Source organism: Paucilactobacillus suebicus DSM 5007 = KCTC 3549 (assembly GCF_001434475.1).
Classification (GTDB): Bacteria; Bacillota; Bacilli; order Lactobacillales; family Lactobacillaceae; genus Paucilactobacillus; species Paucilactobacillus suebicus.
Genome location: NZ_AZGF01000006.1, coordinates 58,671 through 70,560 on the forward strand (window position 1 = coordinate 58,671; position 11,890 = coordinate 70,560).

Below are 11,890 nucleotides of genomic sequence, written 5' to 3' on the forward strand. Positions count from 1 at the left end.
TACATATATAAAATACGATCGTAATCAGGATTTTCGTTAATTATTCGTCTGTATTAGTACTTTCAGTAGTCTGATCAGAATCAACAGTTGGTTGGTCATCATTACCATCAGCCGCTTCATCTTCAGGCTCTTCTTTATCAACCTTAGCCATTGTTGCAACCTTAGTCTCATCATCCATCTTAATCAGATGAACACCAACAGTTGCACGACCGGTTTGGGAAACAGTTTCGATACCAAAGCGGATGATAACACCCTTATCGGTAACTAACATGATATCTTCTTCGCCTTCCACAGTGGTCAAACCAACCAGTGGTCCGTTCTTTTCAGTCACGTTAGCAGTCTTAATTCCCTTACCGCCACGACCCTTAATTGGGTACTCACTGGCAGACGTCTGCTTACCAAATCCGTGTTCGCTAATCACGAAAACGTTGCTGTTTTCATTAAGCAAATCAACACCGATTACATAATCATTATCGCGTAAACGAATACCACGAACTCCGGAAGCCGAACGACCCATTGAACGAACATCAGCCGCCTTGAAGCTAACTGCGTAGCCAAGATGTGTCCCAATAATCATGTTTTGTTGATCATCGATAATTGATACACCAATCAGCTCGTCGTCTTCTTTTAAGGTAATCGATTTGAGACCGTTACTGCGAATATTAGTAAACTCAGAAACTGCCGTCCGCTTAACGGTGCCATGCAATGTGGTAAAGAACAGGTACTTATCTGAGTAGTCCTGATCATGTTCTACGTTGATGACCGCCGAGATCTTCTCGTCCGAGTCAACGCCAAGCAGGTTAATGACCGGAATTCCCTTGGCAGTCCGTCCGTATTCAGGAACCTCGTAGCCCTTCATCGAATATACCTTACCGGCACTCGTGAAGAACAGCAAGCGGTCATGCGTTGATGTCGAGATCATTTGTTCAATGAAATCATCATCGTGCACGCCCATTCCTTGAACACCACGGCCACCACGGTGTTGTGCTTTGAATTCATCAACTGGCAACCGTTTGATATAGCCATTGTGAGTCAATGAAACAATCACGTTTTCTTCTTCGATCAAATCTTCGTCTTCGATGCTGGTAACATCACCAACTTGTAATTCGGTTCGACGTTCGTCACCAAATTTAGATTGAATCTCCAATAATTCGTCGTAAATGATCTTATTGATCCGTTCACTATGAGCAAGAATATCCTTGTAGTCAGCGATTGAATCGAGTAAGCCATTGTATTCAGACTCGATCTTTTCACGTTCCAAACCAGTTAAACGAACCAGTCGCATATCAAGAATTGCTTGGGCCTGACGGTCAGATAAACCGTAGTTCTCCATCAATTGTTGTTTTGCAATATCGCTGGTCTGTGAACTACGAATAATGTTGATGATCGCATCAATATGATCAAGAGCAATTCGCAAACCTTCTAGAATATGAGCTCGTGCTTGAGCCTTCTTTAATTCAAACTCAGTCCGACGACGGACAACTTCTTCTTGATGTTCGAGGTAGTACTGCAAGATTTCCTTCAAGCTGAGCACTTTAGGCTTGCCCTTCACAATGGCCAGCATGTTAAAGCCAAATGAAGTTTGCATCAATGTCATCTTGTACAAGTTGTTCAAAATAACTTCTGCACTAGCATCACGACGCACATCAACAACAATCCGCATTCCATCACGATCAGATTCATCATTGACGTCGGTAATACCCTCAATCCGCTTATCACGGGCCAACTCAGCAATCCGTTCAATCAGTTTTGCTTTGTTAACCATGTATGGAATTTCTGTGGCGATAATTCGTTGCTTGCCGTTCTTAGATTCTTCAATATCAACCTTCGCCCTGATAATAATTGAACCACGGCCGGTTTCGTAAGCTTTCCGAATGCCAGATTTTCCCATGACAATTCCACCGGTTGGGAAATCTGGTCCAGGAATTGCTTCCATCAAATCAGCGGTTGTTGCTTCAGGATTATCCATCAAAATATGGATCGCACTGATTACTTCCGCTAAGTTATGCGTCGGAATGCTGGTAGCCATCCCAACGGCAATCCCTGATGCTCCGTTAACAAGCAAGTTTGGGAAACGTGCTGGTAATACTTCAGGTTCTTTTTCAGTTCCATCATAGTTATCGGTGAAATTAACAGTGTCCTTGTTAATATCCCGCAGCATTTCCACGGCAATCTTGCTCATTCGAGCTTCGGTGTAACGCATGGCGGCAGCGCCATCACCATCGACAGAACCAAAGTTTCCGTGTCCATCAACTAACATGTAGCGGTAACTAAAGTCCTGGGCCATCCGCACCATTGACTCGTAAATTGCTGAGTCACCATGGGGATGGAATTTACCCATAACATCCCCAACAATTCTGGCAGACTTCTTGTATGGCTTATCAGGTGTCACGCCTAATTCACTCATGCCGTATAAAATCCGTCGGTGAACTGGTTTCAGTCCATCACGAACATCAGGCAGAGCCCGTGAGACAATAACACTCATGGCATAATCTAGAAACGATGTCCGCATTTGCCTACTCAAATTGACATCGGTAATACGACTTGGCAAGTCTTGTTCAGCCACAGTGATTCCTCCATTTCTTTTCTACTAATAATTTTTATAGATCAAGGTTTTCAACGAACGTTGCGTTTTCTTCAATGAAATTACGACGAGGCATAACTTTGTCACCCATCAGCATTGAGAATACTTGATCTGCTTCAATTGCATCATCCAAGTTAACTCTTAGTAAACGACGCTTCTCTGGATCCATCGTGGTTTCCCAGAGTTGTTCAGCATCCATTTCGCCAAGTCCCTTGTACCGTTGAATAGCAGGTTTTGGACTTGGTTGCAGTGAACTTAGCACTTCATCAAGCTCTTCGTCTGAATCAATGTAGCGAACGTACTTGCCTTGGCGCACTTGATACAGAGGTGGCTGGGCGATATATACGTAGCCTGACTCAATCATTGGCCGCATGAAGCGATAGAACAATGTCAGTAACAATGTTCGAATGTGAGCACCATCGACATCGGCATCAGTCATGATGATCAGCTTGTGGTAGTTAGCTTTAGAAACATCAAAGTCATTGCCAAAACCGGTACCTAAGGCAGTAAATAATGATCGAATTTCTTCGTTGGCCAAAATCTTATCGATGCTGGCCTTTTCAACGTTCAAAATCTTACCACGAATTGGCAGGATTGCTTGAGTCAGACGCGAACGGCCCTGCTTGGCAGAACCACCGGCTGAATCACCCTCGACGATGAATAATTCGGAAATAGCTGGATCTTTACTGGTGTTATCGGCTAACTTACCAGGCAAGTTACTGATATCCAAACCACTCTTCTTACGAGTCACTTCACGCGCACGTTTAGCAGCGATGCGAGCCTTGGAAGCCAACAGCCCCTTATCGACAATCTTGCGGGCAACATCTGGATTTTCCATCATAAACCGGCCAAATGTTTCACTGAAGAGGTGATCAGTAACGGTCCGTGCGTCTGAGTTACCAAGTTTAGTCTTAGTTTGTCCTTCGAATTGTGGATCTGGATGCTTGATTGAGACAACTGCGGTCATTCCTTCACGTACATCATCCCCAGATAGAGCATCTTCGTTAGCCTTAATTTGACCGTTTTTACGCGCATAATCGTTAATCACACGGGTCAAAGCAGTCTTAAACCCAGTTTCGTGAGTTCCACCTTCATACGTGTGAATGTTATTAGTAAAGGTTAAAAGGTTACTGTGGAAGTCATCAGTATATTGCAGCGAAACTTCGACAGTAATGCCCTTTTCCTGGCCTTCAACGTAAACTGGTTCATCAAATAAAACATCTTTATTTTGGTTTAAATACTCAACGTAGTGACGAATTCCGCCTTCGTAGTGGAATTCTTCGTGCGTTGGGGTCTCAGGACGACGATCTTCAATTGTGATCCGTAATCCCTTGTTTAAAAATGACAATTCACGAATTCTCGTTGTCAGAACCTTAATATCGTATTCCGTTGTTTCACGGAAAATATCCGGATCCGGCTTAAAATGAACAATCGTACCATGTTGGCCCTCCGGACGATCACCAATCACCTTCATTGGTGTCTTAACGTGACCGCGGGTGAAGTCCATGTAATATTCCTTGCCACCACGAATAACGTGAACGTCTAATTCGGTGGACAAAGCATTGACGACTGAAGCACCAACACCGTGCAATCCACCAGAAACCTTGTATCCGCCGCCGCCAAACTTACCACCGGCATGGAGGATCGTAAAGACAGTTTCTAGTGCTGGCTTACCGGTCTTTTGTTGAATATCAACTGGGATACCACGACCATTATCGGTAACCGTGACACTATTGTCCTTTTCAACAATCACGTTGATTTCGTCACAAAAACCAGCTAATGCTTCATCAATGCCGTTATCGACAATTTCCCAAACTAAATGGTGGAGGCCTTGTGAACTGGTCGTACCAATATACATTCCGGGACGTTTACGGACAGCTTCAAGACCTTCGAGGACTTGAATTTGGCTGGCATTATATTCTTTTGCCCGCTCTGCTTTTGTTTCGTTTTCTTCGCTCACTTTGTTTCCTCCCTTTCCAAGGTTCCGTGTGCAATGTTAAATATCGTTGGTTCGTTAATCAGTTGGCGTGCAATGCCACTTAAACTAGTGGTGGTTAGAAATGTTTGCACCTTATCTTGGATTGCCGTTAGAAGGTGGGTCTGTCGATCATCATCTAGTTCCGACAACACATCATCAAGCAACAGCACTGGATATTCACCAGTCTGCTCCTTCATCAAATCGATCTCAGCCAGTTTCACAGATAGAGCTGTCGTTCGCTGCTGACCCTGTGATCCATAGGTTTGAACGTTCTTACCATTAACTAAAAAAATCAGATCATCACGATGCGGTCCATACAGGGTTGAACCATGGTCGATTTCTCGATCTTCGTTTTTAGTTAACAATGCGAGTAACGCTTGATATACATCTTCTACGGAAGACAAGGTATCCTCACTAACCTGCGTATCATACTTGAACTTAAGCTCTTCTTTATCGGTCGAAATGTTGCTATGAATGACCTGCGCCCATTTTTCCAATTGTTGTAGAAATCCTGCGCGCGCAACAATCATTTCGGCACCACTGGCAGCAACCTGATCGGACAGTACCTGTAAAAACACACGATCAGACTGCTTACGGGCTCGTAACTGTTTCAAGTACTCGTTACGCTGCCGCAAAGCAGTCCGATACTGTCCAGAGTTATAAAGATACTTACTACTCATCTGACCAAATTCCAGATCCATAAAGTGCCGCCGAACGGCTGGACCGGATTTTACCAATGCTAAGTCTTCTGGCGCAAAGACAATCACGTTCAACTGACCAACATACGATGACAGCTTACTTTGCTCCAAATGATTAACTTTTGCTCGTTTACCCTTCGGTGTGAAGCGCAGCTCTAATGGAATTAGATCCGTTTTTGTCTGTACTTTGCCCGAGAGCAAGGCCTCATGCTGTTTCCAGTTAATTAATTCCCGATCGTTAGATGTTCTGTGACTGCGAGTCAGTGCCAGTGCGTAGACCGCTTCAAGCATATTCGTCTTGCCTTGAGCATTCTCACCGATTAAAACGTTCACGCCTGGTGCAAACTCCACCGTCAAATCCTCATAATTGCGAAAATTATGTAAATGAAGTTCTTTTAGAATCATCTAATATACCTACTTACTTTGAATAACGAAGTCGCCAACGTCAGTCACGGTAATGCGATCATTTGGATACAGTTTTCTACCACGTCGCTGATCCACTTCATCGTTCACCAAAACTTCGTTGTCCTTTAAGAACCATTTGGCAGCTCCACCTGATGGAATAATTGCTTCTTCTTTCAACAATTGTCCGATGGTCATAAACGGGCCACTAATCTGGACAATTTTGGGGTCTTGCATCTCATCACCTACTCTCACTTACCTATCTATTATACCTTTATAGCGATCGAAAAACAAATAAATAGCGCATATATAACCGTTTTTAGGCTTAATTATGTATTTTGACATTTTTATCGAAAATACGTAAAACACGCTTAAAATTTAATTTTTAAAGTTTTAAGCGATTTTAGGCCTTTTTTTATCGTTTGACGAAAATGGAGACGCTTTCACTAAAAATCTGCATAAAAATACCTGACAACACGGTGTGTGAGTCAGGTATTTTGTGTTAATTTACTGATTTCTAATAAGTTCTAACTGGGGTAATTAACTGGACAAAGTTATCTTCGTTTTCAGTTGGTACCAAGATGAATGGACGTAGCGCAGAAGTGAAGGAAATTTTAATTTCACTTTGACCAAATGAACGTAGTGCATCCTTCATATAGTCAGGGTTAAATGAAATTTCAAGTTCTTCGCCGTCTAAACTAGACACAGCAATATCTTCTTCAACATTACCAACGTCGGGTGAATTACCACTGATCTTGGCAACGTTGTCGGCTGGATTCAAACTTAGCTTGACCACATTGTTGCGACTTTCGTGAGACAACAGTGAAGCACGTTCAATTGATGATAGAAATGCTGAGGCATTTAATTCAGCCGTCGTTTCTGAAGAATCTGGGATCAGACGACTAGTTTCCGGATAGTTACCTTCTAGTAATCGTGAATAGAACCAAGTATCACCTAAATTAAACAAGACTTGGTTTTCAGAAATCCGCAATTCGACTGGATCACTGCTATCACCAATCATGCGCGACAATTCAGTTAAACTCTTACCTGGAATAATGACGTCATAACGTTGCTCGATAGCGTCTGGTAATTCAACCTTACGTTGTGCAAGACGGTGACTATCAGTGGCAACTGATAACAGATGGTTGCCTTCCAACACAAAATGAACACCAGTTAGAATTGGACGACTTTCTTGACTTGATACAGCAATGACTGTTTGACCAATGATCTCTTTAAAAACATCGCCAGCCAATTTAACAGTATCAGTCGTTTCAATTTCTGGTAGCCGGGGATAGTTGTTAGCATCCTGACCATTAATAGTAAATGAAGCAGAACCAGAAGTGATTTGTGCCTGGAATCCATCACTGATTTCAATGGTAACTTGATCGTCTGGCAATTTTTTAACAATTTCACTGAAAAAACGAGCTGGTAAAACAATTTCACCAGGTTGTTCGACAGTCAATCCAAACGTATCGTCATTAGAAGAAAGAACTGTCTGAATGGTAATGTCTGCATCACTACCGGTTAACGTAACATCTTGTGGTGTTACAACAATCTTTAGTCCAGTTAATATTGGAATCGTAGTTTTTGAAGAAATAGCACGTAATACATCGTTTAATTTAGCAATGAATGCTGATCGATTAATTGTAAATTTCATCTTGGCAAAAGCTCCTTAGGGGTTATTAATTATTAAGAAATAAAAGTCGTAGTAGTAGGGCCTGTGGATATTGTTAACAAGTGGATAAAATGCTTACGGTAATAAAGTTTTCCACCTGTGGATATCTTGTGGATAACTAGACCAAAAGTATGCCACTTATCCACATCAAGGCTTTAGTTCCATTTTAAGGTTTTGCACATCTTCTTGCAAATGTTGGTCAGAATCGAGTGATTTTTCAATCTTGTCGATCGAATGCAAAACGGTAGTGTGGTCTTTACCGCCAAATTCAGTACCAATCTTAGGCAAAGAATTATCAGTGAGTTCACGCGATAGATACATAGCAACTTGACGCGGGACGACAATCTGCTTAATTCGTTTCTTGCCCTTAAGATCGGATTGAGAAATATGATAATAGGCTGCGACTTTTTCTTGAATCAGGGGGATGGTTAGAGCAGTTGAACCTGATAACTTCAGTCCCTTCAAGGCATCGGAAGCTAGGCTGGTTGTAATTGTTGAACCAGTCAGGCGGTGATACGCTTGAACGCGCGAAAGCGCTCCCTCCAGTTCACGGACATTAGAATCAATCTGGCCCGCGATGTAGGTGAGAGTGTCATTAGGGATGTCAATGCTATCTGCCTGAGCCTTGCTACGCAAAATGGCGATCCTAGTCTCTAAATCTGGTGGGGTGATGTCGACTGATAATCCCCACTTAAACCGTGATACTAAACGATCCTGTAGCTTAGGTATTTCATTAGGTAAGCGATCGGACGTGAGGACAATTTGCTTGTTTTCTTCATATAATGCATTAAAAGTATGGAAGAATTCTTCTTGGGTTCCTTCTTTGTCCGCAAAGAATTGGATATCATCTACCAGTAATAAATCAAGATTACGATATTCTTGCCGGAACTGTTCTTGAGTCCCGGTTTGGATTGCATTAATAAAATCATTGGTAAAAGCTTCACTGGTAACATATTTAACGCGAGTGTCTGGGTTAGTCATCAGCATCTTGTTACCAATAGCATGCATCAAGTGGGTCTTGCCTAGGCCAACGCCACCATAGAAAAACAATGGGTTGTACATATTTCCTGGTTCTTCTGAGACTACTAATGCAGCGGCGTGTGCCATTTGGTTACCCTTGCCAATAACAAAGGTATCAAAGGTATAGCGCTGGTTTAATGCGGTATTAACCTTGAATGAAGGCTTGACTGGGATCGATTCTGGTTCAGGTTGTTCATCTTGTTCCTCTGACTCTACGATAAAACGTGGTTCAATTTTCGTTTGCGTTGCTTCGTAAGCGTATAAACGAAATTTATCAGTCAGCGAATTATTCCAATAGTCCTTGTGAAACTGCGTCGGTAATTCAATCGTCATCTGATTATTGGCAAGCGAAACTGCTTTTGCCTGATCAATCATTGTTGAATAAGTTACCGGAGAAGCTTCTGCTTTAAAGGATTCTTTAATAATTCGCCAAAGTGCTTCTAGATCACTCACAATTACTCCTCCTACAAAATAAATACTTTCATAATTCTAGCATGTTGTTATAGAGTTTTCCACAGGGTGTAAAAAAATTAATCCACAATAAAAACAACTCTGTGTGGAAACAATCCACAAGCTTGTGTAAAAATCTTGTACCACGGGGACTTTCGGAGTTTTCCACACAATAGCGTTTAAAACTAAGCCTATTATGTCGGGGATCATCACAGTTATCCACAGCTAAAGCTGTACTTGTGGATAACATTTTAAACACCCTGTTTCTTTGTGTAAAATCGCGGAAAAACGCTGTGGATAATTTCTGAGCAAAATTTCAAAATAAACAACGCTGTGGATTATTTCGCAAAATTGTGGAAAACTAAAAAAATTTTATTTAAAATTTCTTCTTTATTATCTAGAGTCGGTGTGCTAAAATTTGTAGGTATTGTTTGGAAAGAACGGACTTTTCGACTATAAAAAAATAAATCAATTCTAAATAGGAGGTGCTATATTCAATGAAGCGTACATTTCAACCAAAGAAACGGCATCGTTCACGCGTCCATGGTTTCCGCAAACGCATGAGCACAAGTAACGGCCGTAAAGTATTAGCACGTAGACGTTCAAAGGGCAGAAAAGTATTATCTGCATAAAAAAGGCCACTGACTAAGGTGGTCTTTTTTTCTGAAAAGTTTTGGAGAAAACAGACTATGAGAAAATCATATCGGGTGAAGAAGGAAAGCGAGTTCCAGCGAGTGTTTGAGACTCATAATTCCATCGCCAACCGCAAATTTATCATATATACAATGGACAAGCCTGGGCAAAAACATTTTCGTGTCGGCATTTCTGTCGGTAAGAAGATTGGTAATGCAGTTCATCGTAACTGGGTTAAGCGACGGATCCGTCAAACATTGTTGGAGGTTAAACCGCAACTTAAACCAGATTGCGATTTTCTGGTCATTGCCCGGCCCGCGGCCGATCAAATGAGTATGGCAGATACTAAGAAACATTTGATCCATGCGTTGAAATTGGCCCAAGTTTTAAATGAAGAACAAAGCGAGGAATAAGGTTTGAAAAAACATATCAAGAAGTACCTCTCACTAGCAGGCGTTCTATCACTGGGTCTCTTTTTAGCGGCCTGTTCAAATAAACCAATTAACAGTCATAGTACTGGTCTTTGGGATCACACAATCGTTTATAACTTCTCACGCGCAATTATCTGGCTGTCTCATACCTTTGGCGGGTACGGGATGGGGATTATCATCTTCACGATTATTATCCGAATCATTATTCTTCCATTGATGGTGTATCAAACACGTTCAATGCGTAAGACACAGGAATTGCAGCCAAAGCTGAAGGCTTTACAGAAGAAGTATTCTTCACGGGATATGGAAACTGTTCAGAAGCTACAGGCTGAACAAAAGAAGCTGTATTCTGAAGCTGGTGTTAATCCTTGGGCTTCAATGTTGCCAATGATTGTTCAATTACCAATTATCTATGCACTGTATGCCGCAATTTGGCGGACAGATGTTTTGCGTCACGGATCATTCCTCTGGTTGGAACTTGGTCAGCGTGATCCTTATTACATCTTGCCATTGCTGGCTGCTATCTTCACGTTCTTTAGTTCTTGGTTAGCGATGGCTTCACAGCCGGAAAAGAATGCAATGACAACATCGATGACATACATCATGCCAGTCTTCATTTTCTTCATGGCGATGAATATTTCATCAGCCATCTCGCTGTACTGGGCGGTTACCAACTTGTTCCAAGTAGGACAAACCCTATTAATTCAAAACCCATTCAAGATCAATCGTGAACGTCGTGAAAAAGAAGCAGCAGAAAAAGCACGACAGAAGAAGATCGACAAGGCCAAGCGAAAAGCGGTTAAGAGTAAAAGAAAATAGAGTGATCAAAGGCGCGTTAAGGTGCCGATAAATAAGAGTCCCATGTACGTTGTCTGCGGGTTATGCAGGCGATGGACATGGGACTTTTATTTATTGAGCACCTGCGCCTTTGATCACGTTTAATCCAGAAAAATAAAAAAATCCAAATCATCCAATGTATTGGCTTCATAATTTATCTAGCAATTACGTTGTTAAAGCTAATAATATCAAAAAATTATTAAGCCTCTACCAATATAACCTGACAAATTCAATGGTTCATTGGATCTATGTTATAATCATTTTCGACAAGATAAGAGGAGGCCGCAACATGGCAATATATACGGGTAAAACAATTGATGAGGCGATTCAAAATGCGTTAAATACCCTTCATTTAACCCGAAAAGAAGTCAATATCAACGTTATTAAAGAACCTAGAAAGGGAATTTTAGGGATTAGCCGACGTGAGGCAGAGGTTGAAGTGAAATCCATTTTGCCCCAACATACCGGTGGTGCGTTGCAACATCCAGAATTGGTCAAACAGATTAATGAGCAGGCTGAAGAACAGGTGACAGAGGAAAACGATGGCGTTGAACCTGACAAACCAACTGATGAATTGGAAGATGAGAATGAGGACCAAATTAGTCCGGCTGAGATTCAACGACGTCAAGAGGCTAACCAGGAAAAGATGAGTCGTATGGCAGAGATGGTCGCATATTATTTAAGGGATATCTTAAACAGTATGCAGCTACCAGTTGAAGCTAACTTTAGTGTGACGGGTCGTACCATCACGGTTGATATCATCACAGACAAGCCAGCTAAGGTGATTGGCCGTCATGGGATGACAATTAATGCGTTGCAAACTATGGGATTAACGTTTTTGAACCTGAATGGATTAACTAAGGTGGCCTTTGTGTTGGACACAAATGATTATCGTTCAAAGCGGGCCGAGGTACTGGTTGGGGTTGCTAAGAATGCGGCGACTGAGGTTATTGCTTCTGGTACGGCGGTTTATCTGGATGCAATGCCAGCCAATGAACGTAAACAGATTCACCAGTCACTAGAGGATAATCAGTTCGTGAAGACCTATTCTCACGGTCGTGAACCGCGACGTAGTGTGGTTGTGGCACCGGCCAACGAAATATAATGTTTGACATTTAGGGTGTTAATTTTTATAATGGTGTTCGTTTAAAAGTAAAGACGGGTAAAGTAGTGAAAGTGCTT

10 protein-coding genes are annotated in these 11,890 nt (G+C 41.9%); 4 read left to right on the forward strand and 6 right to left on the reverse strand.

The window, feature by feature from the left end; all coding sequences use genetic code 11:
- Positions 1–40: 40 nt before the first annotated feature.
- The 6 genes from gyrA to dnaA form a co-directional block, all read right to left on the reverse strand.
- Positions 41–2,566 (reverse strand): DNA gyrase subunit A, encoded by a 2,526-nt coding sequence (gyrA, locus tag FD16_RS03930; RefSeq protein ID WP_010620992.1) that lies wholly within the window; start codon positions 2,564–2,566, stop codon positions 41–43.
- Between the two features lie 34 nt (positions 2,567–2,600).
- A complete protein-coding gene (gyrB, locus tag FD16_RS03935) occupies positions 2,601–4,544 on the reverse strand; it encodes a DNA topoisomerase (ATP-hydrolyzing) subunit B (RefSeq protein ID WP_010620991.1) in 1,944 nt (647 codons plus the stop codon).
- On the reverse strand, positions 4,541–5,665 hold the full coding sequence (gene recF, locus FD16_RS03940) for a DNA replication/repair protein RecF (RefSeq protein WP_010620990.1): 1,125 nt from the start codon (positions 5,663–5,665) through the stop codon (positions 4,541–4,543). The genes gyrB and recF overlap by 4 nt, the downstream gene beginning before the upstream one ends.
- Positions 5,666–5,674: 9 nt before the next feature.
- A complete protein-coding gene (yaaA, locus tag FD16_RS03945) occupies positions 5,675–5,899 on the reverse strand; it encodes a S4 domain-containing protein YaaA (protein WP_010620989.1) in 225 nt (74 codons plus the stop codon).
- Between the two features lie 280 nt (positions 5,900–6,179).
- On the reverse strand, positions 6,180–7,319 hold the full coding sequence (gene dnaN / locus FD16_RS03950; RefSeq protein ID WP_010620988.1) for a DNA polymerase III subunit beta: 1,140 nt from the start codon (positions 7,317–7,319) through the stop codon (positions 6,180–6,182).
- A 165-nt stretch (positions 7,320–7,484) separates the two neighbouring features.
- Positions 7,485–8,810 (reverse strand): chromosomal replication initiator protein DnaA, encoded by a 1,326-nt coding sequence (dnaA, locus tag FD16_RS03955; protein WP_010620987.1) that lies wholly within the window; start codon positions 8,808–8,810, stop codon positions 7,485–7,487.
- A 494-nt stretch (positions 8,811–9,304) separates the two neighbouring features.
- Here dnaA and rpmH point away from each other — a divergent pair, with 494 nt between their 5' ends.
- The 4 genes from rpmH (at position 9,305) to jag (ending at position 11,813) form a co-directional block, all read left to right on the forward strand.
- Positions 9,305–9,439 (forward strand): 50S ribosomal protein L34, encoded by a 135-nt coding sequence (gene rpmH / locus FD16_RS03960; RefSeq protein ID WP_010620986.1) that lies wholly within the window; start codon positions 9,305–9,307, stop codon positions 9,437–9,439.
- A 57-nt stretch (positions 9,440–9,496) separates the two neighbouring features.
- Positions 9,497–9,853 (forward strand): ribonuclease P protein component, encoded by a 357-nt coding sequence (gene rnpA, locus FD16_RS03965; protein ID WP_010620985.1) that lies wholly within the window; start codon positions 9,497–9,499, stop codon positions 9,851–9,853.
- 3 nt (positions 9,854–9,856) lie between these two features.
- On the forward strand, positions 9,857–10,690 hold the full coding sequence (gene yidC / locus FD16_RS03970; RefSeq protein WP_010620984.1) for a membrane protein insertase YidC: 834 nt from the start codon (positions 9,857–9,859) through the stop codon (positions 10,688–10,690).
- 307 nt (positions 10,691–10,997) lie between these two features.
- Complete coding sequence (jag, locus tag FD16_RS03975; protein WP_010620983.1) at positions 10,998–11,813, forward strand: RNA-binding cell elongation regulator Jag/EloR; 816 nt, start codon at positions 10,998–11,000, stop codon at positions 11,811–11,813.
- Positions 11,814–11,890: the final 77 nt, after the last annotated feature.

Bases quoted from the DNA above. Each gene is read 5' to 3' on its own strand.
- dnaN (WP_010620988.1), bottom strand. From the start codon at position 7,319: ATGAAATTTACAATTAATCGATCAGCATTCATTGCTAAATTAAACGAT.
- recF (WP_010620990.1), bottom strand. From the start codon at position 5,665: ATGATTCTAAAAGAACTTCATTTACATAATTTTCGCAATTATGAGGAT.
- jag (WP_010620983.1), top strand. From the start codon at position 10,998: ATGGCAATATATACGGGTAAAACAATTGATGAGGCGATTCAAAATGCG.
- yaaA (WP_010620989.1), bottom strand. From the start codon at position 5,899: ATGCAAGACCCCAAAATTGTCCAGATTAGTGGCCCGTTTATGACCATC.
- rpmH (WP_010620986.1), top strand. From the start codon at position 9,305: ATGAAGCGTACATTTCAACCAAAGAAACGGCATCGTTCACGCGTCCAT.
- rnpA (WP_010620985.1), top strand. From the start codon at position 9,497: ATGAGAAAATCATATCGGGTGAAGAAGGAAAGCGAGTTCCAGCGAGTG.